At 73.1% G+C, this 22210-nt stretch carries 20 protein-coding genes; 6 read left to right on the top strand and 14 right to left on the bottom strand.

Features of this window, described 5'->3' with window-relative positions:
• Window positions 1-137 precede the first annotated feature (137 nt).
• From ACFWJW_RS25595 to ACFWJW_RS25580, 4 genes are all read right to left on the bottom strand, one after another.
• Window positions 138-608 carry a nitroreductase/quinone reductase family protein gene (locus tag ACFWJW_RS25595; RefSeq protein WP_387245783.1) on the bottom strand — a complete coding sequence of 157 codons (471 nt, stop codon included), beginning with the start codon at window positions 606-608 and terminating at the stop codon, window positions 138-140.
• A complete protein-coding gene (locus ACFWJW_RS25590; RefSeq protein WP_387245781.1) occupies window positions 608-1963 on the bottom strand; it encodes an acyl-CoA dehydrogenase family protein in 1356 nt (451 codons plus the stop codon). The genes ACFWJW_RS25595 and ACFWJW_RS25590 overlap by 1 nt, the downstream gene beginning before the upstream one ends.
• 207 nt (window positions 1964-2170) lie before the next feature.
• Window positions 2171-2674, bottom strand: a complete 504-nt coding sequence (locus tag ACFWJW_RS25585) for a hypothetical protein (RefSeq protein ID WP_387245779.1) — start codon at window positions 2672-2674, stop codon at window positions 2171-2173.
• 208 nt (window positions 2675-2882) lie between these two features.
• Window positions 2883-4472, bottom strand: coding sequence for an IPT/TIG domain-containing protein (locus ACFWJW_RS25580; protein ID WP_387245777.1), 1590 nt, complete (start codon window positions 4470-4472; stop codon window positions 2883-2885).
• A 440-nt stretch (window positions 4473-4912) separates the two neighbouring features.
• Between ACFWJW_RS25580 and ACFWJW_RS25575 the strand changes: the two genes are divergently transcribed.
• Window positions 4913-6097, top strand: coding sequence for an acetyl-CoA acetyltransferase (locus ACFWJW_RS25575; RefSeq protein WP_387245776.1), 1185 nt, complete (start codon window positions 4913-4915; stop codon window positions 6095-6097).
• Between the two features lie 146 nt (window positions 6098-6243).
• On the opposite strand, the gene ACFWJW_RS25570 is transcribed toward ACFWJW_RS25575, so the two are convergent.
• Window positions 6244-7017, bottom strand: coding sequence for a VOC family protein (locus ACFWJW_RS25570; protein ID WP_387245774.1), 774 nt, complete (start codon window positions 7015-7017; stop codon window positions 6244-6246).
• 274 nt (window positions 7018-7291) lie between these two features.
• Between ACFWJW_RS25570 and ACFWJW_RS25565 the strand changes: the two genes are divergently transcribed.
• Window positions 7292-8767, top strand: a complete 1476-nt coding sequence (locus ACFWJW_RS25565) for an FAD-dependent monooxygenase (protein ID WP_387245772.1) — start codon at window positions 7292-7294, stop codon at window positions 8765-8767.
• 1 nt (window position 8768) lies between these two features.
• The gene (locus ACFWJW_RS25560) at window positions 8769-9503 is read left to right on the top strand and encodes a pyridoxal 5'-phosphate synthase (RefSeq protein ID WP_387245770.1); all 735 of its coding nucleotides are present in this window, start codon (window positions 8769-8771) and stop codon (window positions 9501-9503) included.
• A 107-nt stretch (window positions 9504-9610) separates the two neighbouring features.
• Here ACFWJW_RS25560 and ACFWJW_RS25555 read toward each other — a convergent pair whose 3' ends face one another.
• Window positions 9611-10099: a GNAT family N-acetyltransferase gene (locus tag ACFWJW_RS25555; RefSeq protein WP_387245768.1), complete on the bottom strand. Its 489-nt coding sequence runs from the start codon at window positions 10097-10099 to the stop codon at window positions 9611-9613.
• A gap of 159 nt (window positions 10100-10258) precedes the next feature.
• A complete protein-coding gene (locus ACFWJW_RS25550; RefSeq protein WP_387245765.1) occupies window positions 10259-10744 on the bottom strand; it encodes a Zn-ribbon domain-containing OB-fold protein in 486 nt (161 codons plus the stop codon).
• Between the two features lie 359 nt (window positions 10745-11103).
• Between ACFWJW_RS25550 and ACFWJW_RS25545 the strand changes: the two genes are divergently transcribed.
• Together ACFWJW_RS25545 and ACFWJW_RS25540 are read left to right on the top strand one after the other, a co-directional pair.
• Window positions 11104-13359: an acetate--CoA ligase family protein gene (locus tag ACFWJW_RS25545; RefSeq protein WP_387245763.1), complete on the top strand. Its 2256-nt coding sequence runs from the start codon at window positions 11104-11106 to the stop codon at window positions 13357-13359.
• A 133-nt stretch (window positions 13360-13492) separates the two neighbouring features.
• Window positions 13493-14398 carry an enoyl-CoA hydratase/isomerase family protein gene (locus ACFWJW_RS25540; RefSeq protein WP_387245761.1) on the top strand — a complete coding sequence of 302 codons (906 nt, stop codon included), beginning with the start codon at window positions 13493-13495 and terminating at the stop codon, window positions 14396-14398.
• A 45-nt stretch (window positions 14399-14443) separates the two neighbouring features.
• Here the strand turns inward: ACFWJW_RS25540 and ACFWJW_RS25535 are convergent, their stop codons facing one another.
• Window positions 14444-15097: a hypothetical protein gene (locus tag ACFWJW_RS25535; protein WP_387245759.1), complete on the bottom strand. Its 654-nt coding sequence runs from the start codon at window positions 15095-15097 to the stop codon at window positions 14444-14446.
• A gap of 8 nt (window positions 15098-15105) precedes the next feature.
• Complete coding sequence (locus tag ACFWJW_RS25530; RefSeq protein WP_387245757.1) at window positions 15106-15690, bottom strand: RNA polymerase sigma factor; 585 nt, start codon at window positions 15688-15690, stop codon at window positions 15106-15108.
• A gap of 194 nt (window positions 15691-15884) precedes the next feature.
• Here ACFWJW_RS25530 and ACFWJW_RS25525 point away from each other — a divergent pair, with 194 nt between their 5' ends.
• Window positions 15885-16520, top strand: a complete 636-nt coding sequence (locus tag ACFWJW_RS25525; protein WP_387245755.1) for a flavin reductase family protein — start codon at window positions 15885-15887, stop codon at window positions 16518-16520.
• Window positions 16521-16571: 51 nt separating this feature from the next.
• On the opposite strand, the gene ACFWJW_RS25520 is transcribed toward ACFWJW_RS25525, so the two are convergent.
• The 5 genes from ACFWJW_RS25520 to ACFWJW_RS25500 form a co-directional block, all read right to left on the bottom strand.
• Window positions 16572-17231, bottom strand: a complete 660-nt coding sequence (locus ACFWJW_RS25520) for a hypothetical protein (protein ID WP_387245753.1) — start codon at window positions 17229-17231, stop codon at window positions 16572-16574.
• An 83-nt stretch (window positions 17232-17314) separates the two neighbouring features.
• The gene (locus ACFWJW_RS25515; protein WP_387245751.1) at window positions 17315-18649 is read right to left on the bottom strand and encodes an MFS transporter; all 1335 of its coding nucleotides are present in this window, start codon (window positions 18647-18649) and stop codon (window positions 17315-17317) included.
• Between the two features lie 58 nt (window positions 18650-18707).
• A complete protein-coding gene (locus ACFWJW_RS25510; RefSeq protein WP_387245749.1) occupies window positions 18708-19808 on the bottom strand; it encodes a Zn-dependent alcohol dehydrogenase in 1101 nt (366 codons plus the stop codon).
• The gene (locus ACFWJW_RS25505) at window positions 19808-20998 is read right to left on the bottom strand and encodes an acyl-CoA dehydrogenase family protein (protein WP_387245747.1); all 1191 of its coding nucleotides are present in this window, start codon (window positions 20996-20998) and stop codon (window positions 19808-19810) included. Before ACFWJW_RS25505 ends, ACFWJW_RS25510 begins: the two co-directional genes overlap by 1 nt.
• Window positions 20999-21217: 219 nt before the next feature.
• On the bottom strand, window positions 21218-22123 hold the full coding sequence (locus tag ACFWJW_RS25500) for an SDR family oxidoreductase (RefSeq protein WP_387245745.1): 906 nt from the start codon (window positions 22121-22123) through the stop codon (window positions 21218-21220).
• Window positions 22124-22210: the final 87 nt, after the last annotated feature.

Below are 22210 nucleotides of genomic sequence, written 5' to 3'. Positions count from 1 at the left end.
GTTCGCCATCGGTCCTGTGTTCGTCCTGCCATAGCTGTACACCACACGCAGCGGGCGCCGCGCGGCCCTCAGGGGTTCGGCACGGCGCCCGCTGCGCGTCGGCGGCCCACCGGCCGCCGCACCGCGCACCGCTCCGGTCAGCGCCGCTCCAGCCGGAACAGCCGGATCTCCCGCGTCACCCGCGCCTGATACGCCGCGTACGGGGGCCAGAGCGCCAGCGCCGCCCGCCAGGCGCGCGCCCGCTCCTCGCCGGACAGCAACCGGGCCCGCACCGGTATGTCCCGGCCCCGCCAACTCACCTCGGCCTCCGGATTCTTGAGCAGGTTCCCGGTCCAGGCCGGATGCCCCGGCCGCCCGAAATTGCTGCCGACCAGCAGCCAGCCGCCGTCTTCCTCCGGTACGCACGCCAGCGGGGTACGCCGCAAAAGCCCGCTCCTGGCACCGGTCGCGGTCAGCACCACGCCGGGCAGCATCCGGGTGCTGAGCAGCACCTTTCCCCGGGTCAGCCGGTGCACCGCGCGGTCCAGCGCGGGGATGACGTACGGCGCGGTCCGGGCGAACGCACGGGTCGCGGAGACCTTCATGAGCAACCGCTCACCCGGGCGCATCAGACCTCCACCGCCTCCGGCGCCCGGCCCGGGGCCGGCACCCCGTCCGGCTCCCCCGCCCCGTCCGGGAACAGCCCCGCCTCCTCGGCGGCCCGCGCCCGCAGCCGGTGCACGGGCCCCAGCAGCAGTTCGTCGCAGGCCGCCCGCTTGAAGTACAGCTGCGCCTCGTGTTCCCACGTGAAGCCGATACCTCCGTGCAACTGCACCGCCTCGGCCGCCACCGCCCGCAGGGCCTCCAGCGCCTGGGCGAGCGCCAGCGCCCCCACCCCGGGCCCGGCCGCGCCGGCACCCTCGGGCGCGGACCGGCCGCCGCCCGCCGACCAGGCCGCGTAGTACGCCGCCGAGCGGGCCGCCTGGAGCGCCACGTACAGATCGGCGAGCCGGTGCTGGACCGCCTGGAAGGAGCCGATGGGCCGGCCGAACTGCACCCGCTGCCGCACATGGGCGACGGTACGGGCCAGCGCCGTATCGGCCGCGCCCACCGCCTCGGCCGCCAGCGCCGCGGCCGCCACCAGCCCCGTCGCGGCGAGCGTCCGGGCCACCGCCGCCGCGTCGCCCTCCCCCTCGCCCAGCAACTCGGCCGGTACCTCGCGCAGTTCGAGACGGGCCTGCGGCCGGGTCTCGTCCATGGCGGTCTGCCGGGTCCGCAGCAGACCGGGCACCCCGGGCTCCGCGCCGGGCCGGGCCCCGCCCGCGTCCGCCGCCCGTACGAGAAAGAGCAGGGTGCGGCTGCGCGCGAAGCCACCGGTGTGCGCGGCCACCACGAGCACATCCGCGGTGTGCCCGTTGAGCACCTGGCCGGCCTCGCCGTACAGCCGCCAGCCGCCGCCCGCCGGCCGCCCGCCGTGCCGCGACGGGGCCGCCGCACTCTCCTCCGGCACTCTCCGCGCCTGGATGCCGCCGGCCCGGCCGCCCCCCGCCCAGTCGCCGTCGTTGGGACCGGTCAGCGCCAGTGCGGTGGCGAGCCGTCCGCCGGGCACGGCCAGCGTCGCGGTCAGCTCACCGGCGGCGAGGGCCGGGAGCAGGGTGGTGCGCTGGCGCTCGCTGCCCAGCGCGAGGAGGAGCGGGGCGGCCAGCGCGGCGGTCGCGACCAGCGGTGCGGGAAGGACGACGCGGCCGGTCTCCTCACAGGCCAGGGCGAGTTCGGTGGGCCCACAGCCCACCCCTCCGTACGCCGTCGGCAGCGCCAGACCGGGCAGACCGAGCCGGCCGGCGAGCTGCCGCCACAGCTCGGTGTCGTACCCCGCTGGGGTGCGTACCGCCGCCTTGACCTCGTCCGGACCGCAGCGCTTGAGCAGCAGTTCGCGCAGCGTACGGCGGATTTCGTGCTGCTCCTCGGTGAACGCGGCATCCATCGGCGGGCTCCTCCCGGCCGTGCGACAACGCCCGTCCGGTCCGACGGGCCCCCCGCTTCAGATCTGACGGGCCGTCATAGTAGGGACGAGGGGTGCACTTTCCTAGGCCGGGTTCGCAAGTCATCGGGGGCCAGGGCTCCGGATGCCGGAGCGCAGGGCGGAGCCGGGTCACGTCACCGTGGCCCGGCTCGCCCGGCTCGCCGCCGGTCAGCGGATGAGGTGGACGGTGAGGGTGGTCTCGGTGTCACTGACGTTGACGGCGTGGATGTTGCCGTGGGCGGTGCGGAACCGCCCGGTGCCGCCGGTGATCGCGAGGTCGATGTTGCCGGGGCCTGCGGAGGTGACGGTGAACCGGCCCTGCGCGGTGATCTGCCCCAGGGGGAGCGCGAGGACGGGCGCGCACTGGAGGTCGAACTCATCGCCCGGAGCGGTCCGGGTCAGCGTGCAGATCTCGCTGTAGGTGCCGACCGGGATGCCGGCGCGCAACAGGTCCCCGCTGATGACGAATTCATCGCCCTGGCTGGGCCCGCCCGATCCGTCCACATCGACGAACGTGCCCTGGGTCTGCTTGGCGACCAGCTGGAAGGTTTCCTCGTGCGGGGGAAAGGAATCGGCGCCTGCGCCGACGGCCGCGGAGGCCGTGGGTGCGCAGAAAAGGAGGGCCGAGATTCCGGTGGCCGCGCTCAGCAGGATCTGCTTGAAGGGACGCACAGTTTTCTCCTCTGGGACTGGAAGGGAATTGCTCTGACGCGCTGCCGTGAGGTGCTCTCATTCCCGGTCCGCGCTCGCGTGGACGGCAGGCCCCGCGACTCCGGCCCGGCCCGTCGGCCGGGATTCCGGTCGGCCGGAAACTCGGTGTGCCGGTGCCGCGCGGCCCGTAGGGGTCCGCCCGGCCGGGCCGTGCGGCCCGTCCGGCGGATCAGATGCCGGGACCGCCGATGTAGGTGAACGATCCGGTGGGGCTGCCAACGGGGCCGGTGACCACGACCGTGACGGTGCCGGCGGCGCCGCTGGGCGGGGACGTGGCGGACACGGTGGTGTCAGAGACGATCTCGAAGGGGGCCGGGGTGCCGTTGAAGGTGACCTGCTCGGTGTAGGAGAGGCCGGTGCCGGTGATCGTGACGACGGTGCCGCCCGAGGTCGGTCCCGAATTGGGGCTGATATCGGTGACGGTGGAGGAACTCACGTAGGTGTAGGTCAGGCCCTGGACGCTGCCGCCGGCGGTGCGCACGGTGACGGGGACGCCACCGGGCCCCGGGGCCGTGCGGGCCCGGACGGTGATCTCGGTGTCGGAGACGCTCTGGATCACGGCGCGGCTGGTGCCGAAGTGCACATCGATCGCCCCGGCGAGGTTGCGGCCGGTGAGGGTGATCTCGTCGTCGCTGCCGGCGACCGGCCCGGAGTCGGGGCTGATGCCGGTGAGCGCGGGCAACGGCGCGTAGTAGAAGGTGCCGAGGGTGCCGGTGCCGCCCGCGGTGGTGACCGTCACGGGGACCGCACCCGATCCGGCGGGCTCGGTGACGGTCAGCGAGGTGTCCGTATTGGCGGTGATGCCGGCCTGCGCGGTACCGAAGCGCACGGCGGTGGCGTTGGCCAGGTGGTGACCGGTCACCGTCACGGCGGCCCCGCCCGCCGTGGACCCCTGGTCGGGCAGCACGGTCGTCGCGAACACGCTGACCGTGCCGGCCTCGGAGTTGCCCACATAAGCGTGCGTCCCGTCGGACGAGACCGCGAGGCCGGTGGGGCCGGCCCCCACGCCGATGTTCTCGACGACAGTACGGGTGGCGGTGTCGATCACGCTCACCGTGTCCGGGAGGGAATTCGCCACCAGGACATGGGCGTTGTCCGGGGTCACCACCGGGAACCGCGCCTGAGCGCTGACGCCGACGTCGTCGATGACGGCGTCGGTGGCGGTGTCGACCACACTCACCGTGGCGCTGCCGACATTGGTGACATAGAGGCGGGACCCGTCGGGGCTGAGCGCCAGCAGGATGGGGACATCGCCGGTCGTGATCGTCGTCGTGACGGTGTTCGTGGCAGTGTCGATCACTCGGACGCCGGCCGAATAGCACGCCACGTAGGCGCGGGCCCCGTCCGGCGTGATGACCACACCGGTGCCCCCGACCCCGACGGGGATGGTGCCGGTGACGGTGTTGGTGGCCGTGTCGATCACGCTCACCGTGGTGTCGGCCTGCTGTGTCACGTAGACCCGGGTGCCGTCCGGGGTGACCGCCGCCATCGCCGGTGCCGCCCCTACGGGGATGTCCGTGACGAGGGTGTTCGTGGCGGTGTCGAGCACGCTCACCAGACCGGCATCTGCGACGGTCACGTATCCGCGGGTGCCGTCCGGGCCAAGGGCCACCAATACGGGCCCGGCCCCCGTGGGGATGGTCGCCGTGACGGTGTCGGTGGCGGTGTCGATCACACTGACCGTGTCCGAGCCCCGGTTGGCGACATAGGCACGGGTTCCGTCGGGCGAAAGGGTGATTCCCTGGGGCAGCGTACCCACGGGGATAACTGCCCCTGGCACGAATTCGGCACGTAATCCGGAACCACGGTCCGGCGCAAGTGCCGAAATATGTGGCGTATAGGCGAACATGACACTCCCTGAGGAAAGCGGAAACATCCCGTCCCGCGCATGGAAATGTCTGCTCCGCCGCATGGGCAAACAGCGAGCAGTCAGCCGGCCGGAAACCGGCCGGTGAAATGCACAAAGCGATGTGAGAATACCGTCACCCGGGAGTCATTTGAAGGCCGCCGGAAACCTCCGATTCTCGGATAATCGCTTTAAGTTGGTCTATGGGGGCGGCGGGGCCGTGGGGGCGAGACGGCGTGGCGGCGAGGCGGCGTGGCCATGCCGGGGCGAGGCGGCGAGGCGGCAAGGCAGGGCCTCCGGCGCCGTATCCCGCCCCCTGCCCGGCCCCTCATATCTGATGTACCGTCAGATTCATGACCTCAGGGACCACTTACGGGAATCGCAAGGTCGCCGTCGCCGGAGTCGCGCTGTCCGACTGCGGACGCGTGGACCGGGCCACCCCGTACGCCCTGCACGCCCAGGCCGCCCGCCGGGCACTCGCCGACAGCGGGCTGGACCGGGCGGTGATCGACGGCTTCGCCTCGGCCGGGCTGGGCACGCTCGCGCCCGTCGAGGTCGCGGAGTACCTGGGACTGCGCCCCACCTGGGTCGACTCGACGTCGGTGGGCGGCGCCACCTGGGAAGTGCTCGCCGCGCACGCCGCCGACGCGATCGCCGCCGGCCACGCCAACGCCGTACTCCTGGTCTACGGCTCCACCGCCCGCGCCGACATCAGGGCCGGGCGGCGCACCGCGAACCTGTCCTTCGGCGCCCGTGGCCCGCTCCAGTTCGAGGTCCCCTACGGGCACACCCTGATCGCCAAATACGCCATGGCCGCCCGCCGCCATATGCACCAATACGGCACCACCCTGGAGCAGTTGGCCCAGGTCGCGGTGCAGGCACGCGCCAACGCGGCGGCCAACCCGGACGCCCTGTACCGCGACCCGATCACCGTCGACGAGGTGCTCGACGGACCGGTGATCGCCGACCCGTTCACCAAACTGCACTGCTGCATCCGCTCCGACGGCGGCTGCGCGGTCCTGCTCGTCGCCGAGGAGTACGTCCCCGACCTGGCCAAACCCCCGGTGTGGGTGCTCGGTTCGGGCACCGCGGTGTCCCACACCACCATGTCGGAGTGGGACGACTTCACCGTCTCCCCCGCGGCGGTCTCCGGCCGGCTGGCCTTCGGCCGCGCCGGGGTCCGCCCCGCCGAGATCGACCTCGCCGAGCTCTATGACGCCTTCACCTATATGACCCTGGTGACGCTGGAGGACCTGGGCTTCTGCGCCAAGGGCGAGGGCGGTGCGTTCGTCGGGGAGGGACGGCTGCTGCGGGACGGGGCGCTGCCGGTCAACACCGACGGCGGCGGGCTGGCCGCCTGCCACCCCGGGATGCGGGGGCTGTTCCTGCTGGTCGAGGCGGTACGCCAGCTCCGCGGCGAGGCCGGCCCGGACCGCCAGGTGCGCAAGCCCGGCGGCCGGCTGCCCCAGCTCGCGGTCGCCTCCGGCACGGGCGGCTGGTTCTGTTCGTCGGGGACGGTGGTGTTGGGGCGGGGGTGAGGCGGGGCCCGCGCCGGCCTCGGGAGGCCGGGCCGGCGGGAGCCCGGCGAAGACCCGCGGCCGGGCCCCCGGCGGAGAGTCGCGGGCGGGCCCGGCGCCGGGGTCGGGCCCGGCGCCGGAGGGGAGTCCCGGAGAGCGGCCGTTGCTCAGTCGGCGGCCGGGCGGGTGCCGATGCTGAAGGCCGTGCCGAAGGGGTCGGTGAGCGAGGCCATGCGGGCGTACGGGGCGTCCTCGGGGGTGCCGGCCGTGCCGCCGGCGGCGACGGCGCGGGCCGCCACTTCGTCGGTGTCCGCCACCTCGAACACGGTCTGCCAGCGGGAGGCGGGGGCCGCGGGGTCGCCGAAGACGCCGCCGATCTCATGGCCGTCGGGCCGCCGCAGGAAGGTGAAGTCGAAGTCGGGGAGATCGTCGTTGCCGTCGAGGGTGAAGCCGAAGACGGCGGCGTAGAACTGGCGGGCGGGCTCGGGGTCCGGGGCCGCGAGGTCGTTGCGGATCAGTGTGCTGGGCTCGTTGACCAGCTCGCAGCCCGGCAGCGTACGTCCCTGCCAGAGCCCGAAGCGGGCACCGACCGGGTCCGTGACGACGGCCGTACGGGCCAGCCCCGCCACGTCCGCGGGCGGCACCGTCACCGTCCCGCCGCACTCGACGCTCCGCTTGACCGCCGCGTCGCAGTCGTCCGTGGCGAGGTACGGCAGCCACCAGGACTCGCCCTCGACGTCCGCGGCGGAGACGGACCGCAGGGCCGCCACCCGCCGGCCGCGCAGCAGACACAGGGTGAACGGACCGGTCGCCGCCGACCGCTCCTCGTACTCCCAGCCGAACAGCGCGCGATAGAACTCCTTCGCCCGGTCGAGGTCGGGGACCCCGAGATCGATCCAAGTCGGCGTACCGAATGGCTGATTGCTGCTGATCTCGCTCAACGTCTGCTCCTTCGCAGTGCCATTGCCCGCACCGACGGTAGTGAGCATCTAGGACAGGGCGTGTCCTAGAGCCGCGCCACGGCCCGGACGATCCGAACGCCCCGAACGCCCCCCGGCAGTCACCTTGAACAAACGCCATAGACAAGCGTCATAGACAAGCGTTTAAGACGCTCGTATAGTTCGAGTACCGGTCAGCGAATGCACCACGACCGAGCGCCGCGGCCTTGTGGCGCAGTGCATGCAGGAGCACCACGACCCCGAAGGGAACCCCGCCATGTCCGGCACCGTTTCGCCGTCCCCCCGCACCAGCCCCCGGACCGTGCTGATCTCCGGCGCGAGCATCGCCGGCCCGGCGCTCGCCCACTGGCTGCACCGCTACGGCTTCGCGGTGACCGTCGTCGAGCGCGCCCCCGAGCTGCGGACCGGCGGCTACAAGGTCGACATCCGTGGTGCGGCGGTCGAGGTCGCCGAACGGATGGGAATCCTGGCGGACATCCAGCGCGCCAGTACGGACATGCGGACCGGCGCGTATGTGAACGACGACGGCAAGCGGATCGCCACCCTCCCCGCCGCCCTCTTCGGCGCCCGGGTCGGCCGGGACGACGAGATCATGCGGGGCGACCTGGCGCGCATCCTCTACGAACGCACCCGGGCGGACGTCGAGTACGTCTTCGGCGACTCGATCACGTCCCTCACCCAGCGGCCGGACGAGCACGGCCACGGCTCCGACGGCACCGGCGGCACCGGCGGCGTCGACGTCACCTTCGAGCGCGGTGCGCCCCGCCGCTTCGACCTCGTCGTCGGCGCGGACGGTCTGCACTCGAACGTCCGGCGGCTGGCCTTCGGCCCGGAGGAACAGTTCGTACGGCACCTCGGGGCGTATATCTCCGCGTTCTCGGTGCCGAACGAACTCGGCCTGGACCGCGAGGAGTTGTACCACGCGGTACCCGGCAGGCTGAGCTGCGTCTACAGCTCGGCCGGAGACCCGGCCGCCAAGGGCCTGCTCACCTTCCGCTCGCCGCGGCTGTCCTACGACCACCGGCAGCCCGCCCAGCAACTGGCGCTGCTCGACGCCGCGTTCAAGGACGTCGGCGTCCGCCCGTCCAGAGGCTGGACGCAGATCCCGCGGCTGCTCGAAGCGGCCCGCGCGGCGGACGACTTCTACTTCGACGGGCTCCAGCTGATCGAGATGGACCGCTGGTCGCGCGGCCGGGTGGTGCTGCTCGGCGACGCCGCGCACTGCGCCTCACCGGCCTCGGGACAGGGCACGGGGATGGCGCTGGTCGGCGCGTATGTGCTGGCGGGGGAGCTGGCGGTGGCCGGCCGCGGGCCGGAGGAGGCGTTCGACCGCTACGAGAGCGAGCTGCGCGGCTATGTCGCGGTCAATCACGCGCTGGCCGAGAAGTTCGCCAAGGACATGACGGCGGACACCCGGCGGCAGATCCGGTTCCGGCATCTGATGATGCGAATCCTGCCGTACATGCCGTGGCAGAACCTGCTCGCGAAGAAGATCGCCGAGGGCGTGCAGCGGGCCGCCAACGCGATCACCCTCAAGGCCCATCCGGCGCCGGCCGCGGCCACCGGGCACGCGCTGGCAACTGGGTGTGTTCCCGCCACTGGGCACGCTTCCGCCACCGGGCGCGCTCCGGCTGCCGGGTGCGCTCCCGCCACCGAGCACGCTCCGGCCGCCGGGCCTGCTCCCGCCGCCGGGCGCGCTCCGGCTGCCGGAGGCCCGACGTACGCTGCCTGACATGACCGATCACTCCGCGCATCAGGACCCACCGGACGCCGGCCCCGCCGGCACCCCGGCAGACCACGCCGATGACGCGGACGCCCAGGCGTTCCGCGAGCTGCTGCGCGGGCTGCGGGTCTGGGATGTCGTACTGCCGTCGTTCGACCCGGCGACGGCCCCGGCCGAGCCGCTCCCGCTGTTCCGGCGGTGGCTGCGGGAGGCCGCGGAGGCCGGGGTTCCGGAGCCGCACACCATGACGCTCGCCACGGCGGACGCGGCCGGCACCCCCTCCGTACGGACCCTGATGCTGCATGACGCCGATGAGCGCGGCTGGCACTTCGCCTCGCACCGCGGCAGCCGCAAGGGTCGCGAGCTGGCCGTGCGGCCGCGGGCGGCGCTCGGCTTCTACTGGCCGGCGGTCGGCCGCCAGGTGCGGGTCAGCGGGCCGGTGACCGTGGCGGGCCCCGAGGAGAGCGCGGCCGATCTGCACCACCGCTCCACGGGCGCGCTGGCCGCGGCGCTGGTCGGCCGGCAGAGCGAGGTGCTCGGCTCGGTCGAGGAGCTGGCGCGCGCCTCGGAGGCGGCGTGGGAGCACGCCCGGCGCGAGCCCGAGGCACAGGTACCGAGCTGGACGCTGTATGTGCTGCGCCCGGAGGAAGTCGAGTTCTTCCAGGGCGATGCGCAACGCCGGCACGTACGGCTCAACTACCGCCACGAGGGCGGGCGTTGGATCCAGGAGCTGCTCTGGCCGTGAGCGAACGGCGCGAACGGCGCGAACGGCGCGGACGCCGGCGGGCGGCAGCGGACGGCACAGACGGCAGCGGGGCGGCGCGGGCGACGGCGGACGGCTGCCGCCGGTCCTCACAGCTGCTGATACATGATGTGCAGCCCCACATAGCCCTTGGTGGGGTGCCGGAAGCCCTCGGGGAGGGTCGTCATGATCTGGAAGCCCAGCGACTTCCAGAGCGCGACGGCGCCGGTGTTGGTCTCCACGACGGCGTTGAACTGCATCGCGCGGTAGCCCTCGGCGCGGGCCCAGGCCAGGACGTGTTCGCCCAGGGCCCGGCCGACACCGCGGCCGCCGCACTGCGGGTCGACCATGAAGCTGGCGCTGGCGATGTGCGAGGCGCCGCCCATGTGGTTGGGGTTCATCTTGGCCGTACCGAGGACCGTGCCGGAGTCGTCGACGGCGACGACCGTGCGGCCGGGCGACGTGAGCAGCCACATCTCGCGGGCCGTCGCCTCGTCCATGTCCTGCGGATAGGTATAGGTCTCCCCGGCCGCCACGATGGCGTGGAAGAAGGGCCAGATGGCGGGCCAGTCGGCCGCGGTCGCCTCACGGATCAGCACGGCCACAGCATGCCTCGGGCCCGGCCTGGCCGCCACCGGAAATAGCCGGGGGCGGGGGCGGGGCACCGGGGACGGGGGCGGGGCTCCGTGGACCGGGCCGCAGCTACGGGGGCTGGGCCGTGGGCGCCGTGGGCCGGGCCGGGGCCCCGGGGCGCGGATTCACGCCGGGCGGAAGACGGGGACGGCGACCGCGGCGCCCCCGGCCCCACCATTGCCCCCGCCGCCGCCCTCGCCCGGTACCAAGTCCACGTCCGCGCCCCCACCCACGCCCCGGAAGTGCACCACGAGCGGCATCCCGATCCGCAGCTCCGGCTCCGGGCAGTCGGTGATCTCGGTCATCATCCGGGGGCCTTCGGCGAGATCGACCACGGCCGCGACATACGGGACCCGGTCGCCGAACGGCGGGAGATCGTTACGGTGCACGACCGACCAGGTATAGAGGGTGGCGCGGCCGGTGGCCGGCTCCCAGTCGACGTCCTCGCTCCAGCAGTACGGACAGAACTCGCGCGGGTAGTGGTGGGCCGCACCGCAGCCCTCGGCCCGGCAGCGGCGCAGCAGCAGCCGCCCCTCGGCCGCCGCGTCCCAGTACGGCCGGGTGAAGTCATCCACCTCCGGAAGATCGAACCGCGCGGCACTCCGCGCCACACCCCGGGTGCCCGTACTTCGGTCCTCCGTACTCCGGGTCTCCGCACTCCGCGTCTCCGTACCAGCCCTGGCCCTCACCGGAACACCCCCAGCACCTCGTCGAACGACCATGCCTGCCGGCTCCTCGCGAGCAGAGAGACAACCGGGACCCCGCCCATCCCTGACGGTACGTCAGTTCAACCGAAGCAGGCCCGGTACGCAAGGGGACCGCAACGATCCACCCGAGGCAGGCGGCGACAACGGACAACCAAGGCCCCCACAAGCTTTCCCCTGCAACCCCATAGCTGACATGGCGTCAGTTCAGTAATCTGACTATGCGTCAGTTATCGAGAGCCGTCACACAGGAGCGGGCGTCTGCGATGCTTGGATCGACTCACGGCACCCTCACCACTCACTCCCGGCCGGCCCGCGTCGTGGCCTGTGGGGAGCAACCACCACACACCGTCCACGGCATGAGTGAACCGCATCGCGACGGCGGGGGCCAGGGCGCCCGCCCCGTCGACCGGGATGTCAGCGGCCGTCCGCTGCACGCACCCGTGCCCGACCTGGACCGGTTCTTCCGGCCCGAGTCCGTGGCGGTGATCGGCGCCTCGGACAGCGAGGGCCGGCCCAATACCGGCATCACCCGTCAGCTGATCGCCTGGGCGGAACGGGTCGGCGCCCGGCTGCACCCCGTCAACCCGGGCCGCACCGAGGTCTTCGGGCGGCCCTGCCATGCCTCCCTCGCCGAGCTGCCGGAACCCGTCGATCTCGCGGTCCTCCTGGTCGGCGACCCGCTGCCGGTCATCGAGCAACTCGCCGAGCCCAAGGTGAAGTTCGCGGTCGCCTTCGCCTCCGGGTTCGCGGAGACCGGCGAGCGCGGTGCGGCCGCCCAGGAGCGGCTGGCCGAGGCCGTCGCCCGCTCCGGGGTGCGGCTGCTCGGGCCGAACACCAACCTCAACGCCTTCGAGAAGTTCCGTACGGACCTGGACGGGCCGGCCATCGCCCTGATCACCCAGTCAGGCCACCAGGGCCGTCCCGTCTTCAGCCTCCAGGAGCTGGGCATCCGCCTTTCGCACTGGGCGCCCACCGGCAACGAGGCCGATCTGGAGACCGCCGACTTCCTCTCCTACTTCGCCACCCGTCCCGAGGTCGGGGCCATCGCGGCGTATGTGGAAGGGCTCAAGGACGGCCGCAGTTTTCTGCTGGCCGCCGACCGGGCCGCCCGTAACAAGGTGCCGGTCGTCGCCGTCAAGGTCGGCCGCACCGAGACCGGTGCCCGCACGGCCGCCTCGCACACCGGCAAGCTCACCGGCGCGGACGAGGTCGTGGACGCCGCGATGCGGCAGTTCGGGGTGATCCGGGTCGACGGGCTCGACGAGCTTCAGGACACCGCGGCGCTGCTGGCCCGCGCCAGGAAGCCCACCGCCGAGGGCGTCGCGGTCTATTCGATCTCCGGTGGCACCGGCGCCCACTTCTCCGACCTGGCGACCGCGGCCGGTCTGCGGCTGCCCACCCTCGGCCCCGCCAAGCAGGCCGAACTGCACCAGTGGATACCGGAGTACCTGCACGTCGCCAATCCGGTCGACAACGGCGGGCATCCGGTCGGCGACTGGCGCGGCCGCAAGATCCTCGACGCGATCCTGGCCGACCCCGCCATCGGCGTACTGATCTGCCCGATCACCGGCCCCTTCCCGCCGATGAGCGACAAGCTCGCGCAGGATCTGGTGGACGCGGCGGAGCAGACGGACAAGCTGGTGTGTGTGGTGTGGGGCTCGCCGGTCGGTACGGAGGACGCCTACCGCCGTACCCTCCTCGGCTCCTCGCGGGTGGCGACCTTCCGCACCTTCGCCAACTGCATCACCGCCGTCCGCGCCTACCTCGACCACCACCGCTTCGTCGACGGCTACCGCTCGCCCTTCGACGACGCCCCGCGCGTCCTGTCCCCGTCCGCGCGCAAGGCGCGGGCCCTGATGCGGCCGGGCCAGCAGCTCAGCGAGCACGCGGCGAAGCAGCTGCTGCGCGCCTACGGCATCCGGGTCCCGCGGGAACAGCTGGTGACCAGCGCGGCGGCGGCAGTACGGGCCGCGAGCCTGGTCGGCTATCCCGTGGTCATGAAGGCATCCGGGCCGCAGCTCGCGCACAAGACCGAACTCGGCCTGGTCAAGGTCCAGCTGACCTCGGCCAGCCAGGTCCGGGACGCCTATCGCGAGCTCACCGACATCGCACGCTACGAGGACGTGCCGCTGGACGGGGTGCTGGTCTGCCAGATGATCGAGCGGGGCGTCGAGATGGTCGTCGGCGTCACCCGGGACAGCCTCTTCGGGCCGACCGTGACCGTCGGCCTGGGCGGGGTGCTGGTGGAGGTGCTGCGGGACGTCGTGGTGGGCGTACCGCCCTTCGGGGAGGACCAGGCGCGCGCGATGCTCGACGAACTCCGCGGCCGGGCCCTCCTGGACGGTGTGCGCGGAGCGCCGCCCGCGGACCTCGACGCGCTGGTCGAGACCGTCCTGAGAGTGCAGCGGATGGCGCTCGAACTCGGTGACGAGCTCGCCGAGCTGGACATCAATCCGCTGGTGGTGCTGCCACGCGGACAGGGCGCCGTGGCCCTCGACGCGCTCGCCGTCTGCCCTTGACCACACCCCCAACACCCGCGTCCGCGACCGCACCCACGCCCAGGCCCGCGCCCCGGCCCGCCCCCAGCCCGTGGGCCGCCACGGAGCCGGCCGCCGTGCCCGCCCCGACCACACCCTCTGGAGCCGCTCCCCCATGACACCCTCACCGTCCCCCGGTTCCGTTCCCCCCGCCGTGCCCGACGAGCCCGCCGGCCCCGCCTCCCGCGCGGAACCCGTCGACACCGCCGACACCGCCGCTACCGCCGACACCGCCGATTCATTGATACTGCACGCCACTGACAACGGCGTCTCGTGGCTGACCCTGAACCGGCCCGACGCGATGAACGCCGTCACCTGGGACCAGCGCGAACGCCTCATCGGCCGGCTCGCCGACGCCTCGGCCGACCCCGGTGTCCGGGCCGTCGTGCTCACCGCGACCGGCAAGGGCTTCTGCGCCGGCGCCGATCTGCGCGGCGGGCCGCCGGCCGGCGAGCGGGTCGCCGGTGATGTCGCCCGGATGATCCGGGGCGGCGCCCAGCGGCTCATCACGGCGGTGCTGGACTGCGAAAAGCCGGTCATCGCCGCCGTCAACGGCACCGCGGCCGGGCTCGGCGCCCATCTCGCGCTCGCCTGCGACCTGGTGCTGGCCGCCGAATCGGCCCGGTTCATCGAGGTGTTCGTCCGCCGCGGCCTGGTCCCGGACGGCGGCGGCGCCTACCTCCTGCCGCGGCTGATCGGCCTGCAGCGCGCCAAGGAGCTGATGTTCTTCGGGGACGCCCTGTCGGCCGGCGAAGCGGAACGGCTGGGTCTGGTCAACCGGGTCGTGCCGGACTTCGAGCTGGCGAAGACGGCCCGGGAGTGGGCCGAGCGGCTGGCGGCCGGCCCGACCCGCGCACTGGCCCTGACCAAACAGCTGGTCAACGCCTCACTCGACACCGACCGGAGCGCGGCCTTCGCCGCCGAGGCCACCGCCCAGGAGCTCAATATGACGACGGCGGACGCACAGGAGGGCGTCGCCTCCTTCGTGGCGCGCCGCCGCCCGTCGTTCCGGGGCCGCTGACCTCGCGCAGCCCCCGCGAGCCCGACCTGGTCCAAACGACAGGCCCTACGTCACACTCTCCGGACACTCCGGTACCTCACGGGTGTTCCGCGTCCGCACCCCCGGCAGCCAGCCCCGCACCCCCTGCCCGCTGGTGACCAGATACCAGCGGGTGGAGGTGACGCCCGCCTCGTCGCGGACCATCCGGCCGTCCGTCACCACACAGCGCGCGGCCAGCGCATCGCCGTGCCAGACCCGGCCCGCGGAGTTGCCGCGCGCGGCGTACTTGGCGCGCGGGTCGTTGGCCAGCCGCAGCGCGCACTCCAGGGAACGGCCCGTGCGGCAGGCCCGTTCGCTGTTGTAGACCGTGATCTTCACCGTCGGGGGCGGCCCGGCCGGCCGGAGGGAGACGGGCCCGGGGCGCACCAGCCACCACACCCCCAGCGCCACCGCGGCCACCGCCGCCGCCACGACGAGCACGACCATCCGCGGCCGCCTCCTGGGCAGCGGCACCACGGCGGGTGCCGGCGCGGTGCCCGGCTCCCGGATGCGGTCCCACAGGCCGGGTGGTGTCTCGATCTGTTCGTCCGCGAGCCGTAGTCGGGCGCGCAGCAGCGCCTCGGCATCGTCCCCGCCGCCGTCGCCCCGGCCGCCGCCGTGGCCCGGCCCGTCACCGCCCGCCGCGCCCGCACCGCCGTCGTACCGTGGCCCCACGTCCACCGCGCCGTTCACCTCCCGGCCTGCCCGTGCTCCGATTCAACGAGGTAGGCGCGCAGCCTGTCCAGCGCGCGGGCGCGATGGCGGGCGGCAGTACCACGATGCACCTTCATGATCTTGGCGGCCTGGTCGATGGTGTAGCCGTCGAGGTCGACGAGGATGACGATGCCGGCCTGCCGATGGGACAACTTCCCCAGCAGGCGCACCGCTTCGATCTCGGACTGCCGCCGCTCCACCCCGCCGTCCCAGCCGCCGGGCGCCCCACCAGGCGCTCCACCGGCGGCGCCGCCCGCACCGGCCTCCTCGACGCCCTCCATGCCGTCGACCAGCACCTGGCGCCGGTCCTTGCGGTAGGCGTCGCGGGCGACGTTGAGGACGGCGGTGAAGGCATAGGCATAGGGCTCGGGATGGGCCAGGAAGCGCTGGGGGCGGGCCGCGAGTTTGAGATATGCCTCGTGCACCACGTCCTCCGCGGACTGTCTCGATCCGGCCAGCATCACCGCCCTTCGGTAAAGCCGGGGCAGCAGCCCACAGAAGACCTCGTCGAAGGTGGGTGACGCGGCAGACGAAGCTGACGACGCTCTCGCATCGGCCATGTACCGGAACTCTCCCCCGTGCTCGGCTACGGACGCGGCCGCAGTGGACGCTACCCGTGCGAACGACACGCAATCAGGAATCCAGCCCCAATCTGCCCCGAATCCCTCGCAGATCATCCCGGAAACAGGGGAAACCACACCTGCGGGTGGCGCCCGCTCCGCACGCCTTCACATCTGACGCTCCATCAGATTCAATGAGAGGCATGATGGGACATGCGGGAATGGCGGCCACGGTCGTGCGGTACCTACGCTCCGTCGGTGCGCCCACGGCGGCGGCCGCGCCGTCCCCCGCCGGCGCGCTGCCGCGGCCCGCGCTGCGCGCCGTACGCGAGGACGAGCGCGCCCCTCTTGACCCGGCGGAATTCCGCTCCGTACTGGGGCACTTCGCCAGCGGGGTCACGGTGATCACGGCCCCCGGGGAGCCGGGCCCGGCCGGGTTCGCCTGCCAGTCCTTCGCCTCGCTCTCCCTCGACCCGCCGCTGGTGACGTTCATGGTGGCGCGTACATCGACCACCTGGCCGCGGATCGCCCGCGCCGGGGTCTTCTGCGTCAATGTGCTCGGCGCCGGACAGGGCGAGCTCTGCCGCGGGTTCGCGGTCAGCGGCGGCGACAAGTTCGCGGCGGTCCCCTTCGGGGCCGCGCCGGTGACCGGTTCACCGCGGCTGGCGGACGTCCCCGCCTGGATCGACTGCACGGTCCAGGCCGTCCACACCGGCGGCGACCACCTCATCGTGGTCGGCCGGGTCGAGGCGCTCGGCACCGACCCGGCCGCCGCCGGGAACGGCCCGCTCCTCTTCCACCGGGGAGCCTTCGGGCACTTCGCTCCGTGAGGGCGGCGGCACGCCGACGAACTCCGTCCCCCTGGCCCCCTCATCCGCGGGCTACAGGCCCGTCGCGAGAATGCCCACGCCCAGTACGAACGCGGCCAGGAAGCCGGCGCCCACGACGGTGAGCACCAGCCCGGCGGTCCGCCGGGCCCCGGTGCCCCGTCCGGCGACCGCGGCGAGCAGCGCCGCGGGAACGGCGGCCGCGGCGAGCACCAGCCAGCACACGAGGTAGGCCCGCGGCGGCCCCACCGAGCGGGTGAGGAGCGCGAGCACCGTCCCGTACGCCAGGGTCGCACCGGCCGCGGTGAACGGGGCGGCGGCCGCCGTCCACCACCACTTCGGCGGCCCCTGCCACCCTCCCCACCGGGCCGCGCGGCGCGCCAGCGACAGCGTGGGCAGCACCAGGGTGACCGTCAGCACGAAGCCGGGGAGGGCACCGAGGACCAGCGCGAACGGCAGCACGAAGGCCGCCATGAACCCATTGCCGGACGGGCCCTCCTGGATGAAGGAGTACAGGGTCAGCCCGACCGTCGTGATGACGGCCTCGGCCAGCAGCGCCGCCATCGAGACCAGCAGGGTCCGGCTGCTCCAGACCGGGCCGACGGGCCCGGACTCGTCGGTACGCCCGGGCGTAGCGATCGCCCCGCCCGCCCCGCTCCCGTCGGCCTCACCGGCCCCTTCCACCCTGCCGGCCCCGACCGCCGTCATCCCCATCGCCCATCACCTCTCTCACCTGGATGATGCCCCGGGCGGGCGCGCTTCCCACCAACTCGGCGCTCTCCGGCCTGTGTTGATGGTCACCCCTGGGCCACGGCCACCCGCCCGTCCCCGGCACCCGCCCGTCCCTGCCGGATGACCAGGGCCATCAGCGCCGCGACGGCGCACAGTGCGCCCGACGCGTACCAGACCGGGTTGTACGTGCCGAACGCATCGCGCGCCAGGCCGCCCAGGAAGGCGATCAGCGCGGCGCCCACCTGGTGGGCGGCCAGCACCCAGCCGAAGACGATCGCGGCGTCGTCCCCGTAGTGCTCGCGGCACAGGGCGAGGGTCGGGGGGACGGTCGCCACCCAGTCGAGACCGTAGAAGACGATGAAGAAGACCATCGGCGGGTGGACGGTGTCGGACAGCAGCAGCGGCAGGAACATCAGCGACAGGCCGCGCAGTCCGTAGTAGGTGGCCAGCAGCCGGCGGGTGTGGAAGCGGTCGGTGAACCAGCCGGACGCGACGGTTCCGGCGATATCGAAGATGCCGATCACCGCGAGCAGCGAGGCGGCCGCCGTCATCGGCATGCCATGGTCGTGCGCCGCGGGCACAAAGTGTGTTTTGACCAGGCCGTTCGTCGTGGCGCCGCAGATCGCGAAGGTGCCCGCCAGCAGCCAGAACGGACCCGTACGGGCCGCCGAGAGCAGCGCCCGTACGGCACGCCGGGCCGCGCCCCGCTGCGGCGGCGGCTTGGGGACGAACTCCGCCGACCCGTACGGCGCGACGCCCACATCCGCCGGGTGGTCGCGCAGCAGCAGCCACACCAGCGGGACGACGGCGAGCGCGGCGAGCGCGACGGTCACCGCGGCCGGCCGCCAGCCGTACCGTTCGACGATCCAGGAGAGGGCCGGGAGGAAGATCAGCTGTCCGGAGGCGCCGGCCGCGGTGAGGATGCCGGTGACCAGCCCGCGCCGGGCGGTGAACCAGCGGCCGGTGACCGTCGCCGCGAAGGCCAGCGCCATCGAGCCGCTGCCCAGCCCCACCAACACGCCCCAGTACAGGACGAGTTGCCAGCTCTCGGTCATGAAGACGGTCAGCCCGGCGCCGGTCGCGATCACCACCAGGGCGGCCGCCACCACCCGCCGGATGCCGAACCGGTCCATCAGCGCCGCGGCGAACGGCGCCGTCAGCCCGTAGAGCGCGAGGTTCACCGACACCGCGAAGCCGATGGTGCCGCGCGACCAGTGGAACCCGTCGTGCAGCGGCTCGATGAGCAGGCCGGGGAGGGAGGCGAAACCCGCCGCGCCGATGAGGGTGAGGAAGGTGACGGCGGCGACGGACCAGGCCCGGTGCGGGCGGCGCCGGCCGGGCGCGGGGGCAGGGGCGGGGGCCGCCGCCCCGCGCAGGGGCAGTTCGGGTGTCTGGGTCACCGGAGCAGCTTCGTTCGTCACCCCCGGACGGAACGAGTGGCCGGAAGGCCAGGGTTCATCAGGATCGGGCCAGGGGCGCCCCGGGGTCCGGCCCGAACGTCAGCACCCCCCGGGCCACCCGCCCGTGATGCGCGTCGTCCGCCGCCCGCGCGAAGTCCTCCACCGGATACGTCCGGGTCACCAACTCGTCCAGCAGCAGCCGCCCTTCGCAGTACAGCCGGGCGTACAGCGCGATGTCCCGCTGGGGCCGCGCCGACCCGTAACGGCAGCCCAGGATCGACTTGTCCAGATACATCGACGACACCAGGAACGACGCCTCCGCGGTGGCCGGCGGCACCCCGAGCAGCACCGCCTGGCCGTGCCGGTCCAGCAGATCGACGGCCTGCCGGATCAGCCGGGTGCTGCCCACGCACTCGAAGGCGTGGTCGGCGCCGGTCGGCAGGATCTCCTTCACCGCCTTGACGCTGTCGGCCACCGCCGACGCATCGATGAAGTGCGTCGCCCCGAACTGCCGGGCCACGTCCTCCTTCGCCGGGTTGGCGTCCACCGCCACGATCACCGACGCCCCGGCGATCCGCGCCCCCTGGAGCACATTGAGGCCGATCCCGCCGGCGCCGATCACCACGACCGAGTCCCCGCGGTCCACCTTCGCCCGGTTGAGCACCGCCCCGACGCCGGTCAGCACCCCGCACCCGATCAGCGCGGCGGAGGTCAGCGGAATATCCTCGGCGATCTTGACGGCCTGCACCGCCTTGACGACCGTACGCTCCGCGAACGCCGAGTTCGACGCGAAGCTGAACAGCTCGCGCTCGCCCCGCCGGAACGGCTGCTGCGGCATCCCGATCGCCTTCCGGCACATCGTCGGCCGCCCCCGGTCGCACTCCGCGCACGCCCCGCAGTTGGCCAGCGTCGACAGCGCCACATGATCGCCGGGTACCACGTGCCCGACCCCCGCGCCCACCGCTTCGACCACCCCGGCGCCCTCGTGCCCCAGCACCACCGGCACCGGAAACGGAATCGTCCCGTCGATCACCGACAGATCGCTGTGGCACAGCCCCGCGGCCCGGATCCCGACCAGCACCTCACCCGGCCCCGGGTCCCGCACCACGAGATCGTCCACGACCCGGGGCTGCTCGCCGTCGAATATGACGCCTCTCATCACCGCTCCAGTCTGGGCAGGCCGAGCACACGCTCGGCGATGATGTTGCGCTGGATCTCGTCCGAGCCGCCGTAGAGGGTGTCGGCCCGGGTGAACAGGAACAGCCGCTGGAGCGCGTCCAGTTCGTACGGCGCCCGCGCGCTCCAGTCGACGGGCCCGAGCACCGCCGCGGCCCCCCGTACCCGCATCGCCAGCTCCCCGAGCCGCTGATGCCAGCCACCCCACAACAGCTTCGCCACACTCGGCGCGCCCGCGTCCCCGGCGGCCCCCAGGGTCCGCAGCGCGTTCCACCGCATGACCTGCAACTCGGCCCACTGCCGGACGAGTTGCGCACGCAGCACCGGATCCCGCAGCGACCCGCAGCGCACCGCTTCGTCGATCACGGCGGCCAGCTCCGCGGCGAACCCGATCTGCTGGACGAGGGTGGACACCCCGCGCTCCCGCGCCAGCAGCCCCATCGCCACCCGCCAGCCCGCGCCCTCCCCGCCCACCACGTGCGGGGCCCGCGCCCCGTCGAAGAACACCTCGTTGAACTCCGCGGTCCCCGACATCTGCCGGATCGGCCGCACCTCGATCCGCCCCGGCTGATCCATCGGCACCAGCAAGAAGGACAGCCCCCGGTGCCGCCGCTCCCCCGGATCGGTCCTGGCCAGCACGAAGCACCAGTCGGCCTCCCCGGCCAGTGACGTCCAGATCTTCTGCCCGCTGACCCGATGGCCACCGCCGTCCCGGACCGCCACCGTCCGCAGCCCCGCCAGATCCGACCCCGCCTCCGGCTCGCTGTAGCCCTGGCACCACAGCTCTTCCCCCCGGGCGATGGCCGGCAGAAACCGCCGCCGCTGCGCCTCGTCCCCCGCCGCGATCAGCGTCGGCGCCAGCAAATTCTCCCCGATGTGCCCCACCCGCCCCGGCGCCCGGACCCGCGCATACTCCTCGGCCCACACGACCTGCTGGGTCAGACTCCCCGCCCGGTTCCCGTACGCCCCCTCCGCACACTCCCACCCGAGCCCGATCCACCCCCCACTCCCCAACTCCCGCTCCCACGCCCGCCGCACCCCGCCCCCCAGGTGCTCACTCCCGGGACCACCCACACCGGCCAACTCGGCGTACCCACCTACGAGATGCCCCTCCAGCCACGCCCGAGCCTCAGCCCGAAATCCCTCGTCCGCACTCCCGAACGCAAAGTCCACGACGCCCTCCCACACACGCCCCCACGAACCTCACACCCCCCACCCCACGGGAGGGGACGGGCCGGAGGGGCCTGGTGTGTGGACGTAAAGCGAAGCAGTCCACACACCAGGCCCAGGAGGCCCGTCACCGCACCCCGACAGCCCCGCGCAGCGGACCCGGCCCGCCGCAGGCGAAAGAACGAGGTCCCCCACGGCGGGACAGCCGACAACGTGGGCCCGCTACTGCCGCGCCTTCGCCGCCGCCGAGGCGCTCGCCATCTCGGCCACCCGCGCCAGCATCGGCATCGGATCCGTCCCCACGGAACCCGGCAACACCTCCGCCACCCTCTCCGGCGTCCACCCACCCCCGTCGGCGTATACGGAGCGCAGCTCCACCGGCTGGGCCCACACCGCGATCTTCGGCCCGGCGACCGTATAGACCTGGCCGGTGATCTCCCGGGCCCGCTCGCTCAGCAGATAGACGACCAGTGCCGCCACGTCCTCCGGCTGACCGATCTCGGTCAGCTCCATCGGCACCTTTTCCGACATCCGGGTCCGTGCGACGGGCGCCACCGCGTTGGCCGTCACTCCGTATTTGTGCAGCCCGAGCGCGGCGCTCCGCACCAGCGAGATGATCCCGCCCTTCGCGGCGGAGTAGTTGGCCTGGGAGACGGACCCCTGGTGGTTGCCGCTGGTGAAGCCCAGCAGGGTGCCGGATTTCTGCCGGCGCATCACCGCGGCCGCCGCCCGGAACACCGTGAACGTCCCCTTCAGATGAGTGGCGACGACCGGGTCCCACTCCTCCTCGGTCATGTTGAAGAGCATCCGCTCGCGCAGGATCCCGGCCACGCACACCACACCGTCGATCCGTCCGTACTGCGCCAGCGCGGTGTCCACGATGCGCTGACCGCCGGCCATGGTCGACACATCGTCGGCGACGGCGGTCGCGGTTCCGCCCGCCGCCTCGATCTCCTTCACCACGGACTCGGCGATCTCGCTGCTGGGTTCACCGCCGTCGATGGCGACCCCGTAGTCGTTGACGACGACCTTCGCGCCCTGTTCCGCGCAGGCCAGGGCGACCGCCCGGCCGATGCCGCGGCCCGCCCCCGTTACGGCGATCACTTTGCCGGACAAGAAGTTCCCCATGCCGTGACCCTTCCCGCAGTTTCTGACGGACCGTTAGATTTTTGAGCAGACCCGATGCGAACACAAGACCCCGGGCCGAACCGGCCC

It is taken from the genome of Streptomyces sp. NPDC127097, from assembly GCF_042724075.1.
Lineage (GTDB): Bacteria > Actinomycetota > Actinomycetes > Streptomycetales > Streptomycetaceae > Streptomyces.
Note: the sequence above shows the minus strand (reverse complement) of the source record. Positions and strands in the feature narration are given on the sequence as shown.

What these genes read in the sequence shown, in the direction of transcription:
- ACFWJW_RS25595 (WP_387245783.1), bottom strand. Translation starts at nt 608, where the DNA reads ATGCGCCCGGGTGAGCGGTTGCTCATGAAGGTCTCCGCGACCCGTGCG.
- ACFWJW_RS25560 (WP_387245770.1), top strand. Translation starts at nt 8,769, where the DNA reads ATGACCGATCACTCCGCGCATCAGGACCCACCGGACGCCGGCCCCGCC.
- ACFWJW_RS25520 (WP_387245753.1), bottom strand. Translation starts at nt 17,231, where the DNA reads ATGGGGATGACGGCGGTCGGGGCCGGCAGGGTGGAAGGGGCCGGTGAG.
- ACFWJW_RS25575 (WP_387245776.1), top strand. Translation starts at nt 4,913, where the DNA reads ATGACCTCAGGGACCACTTACGGGAATCGCAAGGTCGCCGTCGCCGGA.
- ACFWJW_RS25510 (WP_387245749.1), bottom strand. Translation starts at nt 19,808, where the DNA reads ATGAGAGGCGTCATATTCGACGGCGAGCAGCCCCGGGTCGTGGACGAT.
- ACFWJW_RS25545 (WP_387245763.1), top strand. Translation starts at nt 11,104, where the DNA reads ATGCTTGGATCGACTCACGGCACCCTCACCACTCACTCCCGGCCGGCC.
- ACFWJW_RS25530 (WP_387245757.1), bottom strand. Translation starts at nt 15,690, where the DNA reads ATGGCCGATGCGAGAGCGTCGTCAGCTTCGTCTGCCGCGTCACCCACC.
- ACFWJW_RS25500 (WP_387245745.1), bottom strand. Translation starts at nt 22,123, where the DNA reads ATGGGGAACTTCTTGTCCGGCAAAGTGATCGCCGTAACGGGGGCGGGC.
- ACFWJW_RS25590 (WP_387245781.1), bottom strand. Translation starts at nt 1,963, where the DNA reads ATGGATGCCGCGTTCACCGAGGAGCAGCACGAAATCCGCCGTACGCTG.
- ACFWJW_RS25565 (WP_387245772.1), top strand. Translation starts at nt 7,292, where the DNA reads ATGTCCGGCACCGTTTCGCCGTCCCCCCGCACCAGCCCCCGGACCGTG.
- ACFWJW_RS25540 (WP_387245761.1), top strand. Translation starts at nt 13,493, where the DNA reads ATGACACCCTCACCGTCCCCCGGTTCCGTTCCCCCCGCCGTGCCCGAC.
- ACFWJW_RS25525 (WP_387245755.1), top strand. Translation starts at nt 15,885, where the DNA reads ATGAGAGGCATGATGGGACATGCGGGAATGGCGGCCACGGTCGTGCGG.